General features: G+C 47.6%; 1 pseudogene. It reads right to left on the reverse strand.

The features are described 5' to 3' along the window. Positions 1–50: 50 nt before the first annotated feature. Positions 51–697: pseudogene (silS, locus tag FDX01_RS06295) on the reverse strand (copper/silver sensor histidine kinase SilS); the annotation flags it as partial.

The raw sequence follows: 697 nt of genomic DNA on the forward strand, positions 1-697 counted from the left end.
GTTTGCTGCATGACAGGCTAATGACATCTTTGTCATTTACATCTTTATTTTCAGCATTGGGTTTCCGGGATCATTTTCTCCAGTCTGGGCACGGATAAGATAAAACGCGTTGAGTGTACGTCCGATTCCACCTGCACTCTTCCGTGATGTGCTTCCACGATTGACTTCACAATCGCAAGGCCGATGCCGCTGCCTTCTCCTTTTCGTTGTCTGGATGGATCCACCCGATAAAAACGGTCAAACAGCCTTGATAAATGTTCTTCAGGGATCGGTTTCCCTGGATTTTCAATCACAAGGTCAAAAAAGCTCTCCTGCTCTCTTATTGAGACGGTGATTGCCTGTCCCTCCGGGGTATAACGCAGGGCGTTGGATAACAGATTATTGATCGCTCTTCTGAACATTTGTGGATCTCCCTCAACCAGGCAGGGCATCCCGTTAAATTTGAGCATAATATTGCGTTCTTCGGCCCAGGCTTCGAAAAACTCGAAGACTTTCATGACTTCTGCTCTGAGGTCAAAACGGACCCTGTCAGGTATAAGCTGGTTATTGTCCGCCTGTGCCAGAAACAGCATGTCGCTGACCATTTTGGTCATCCGGTTATACTCTTCAAGACTGGAGTAGAGGACATCCTCAAGTTCCTTCTGGGTTCGATCCTGACTCAGTGCGATTTCAGTCTGCGTCACCAGATTGGTGATGG

The organism is Citrobacter sp. wls613, assembly GCF_005281195.1.
GTDB lineage: Bacteria > Pseudomonadota > Gammaproteobacteria > Enterobacterales > Enterobacteriaceae > Citrobacter > Citrobacter gillenii.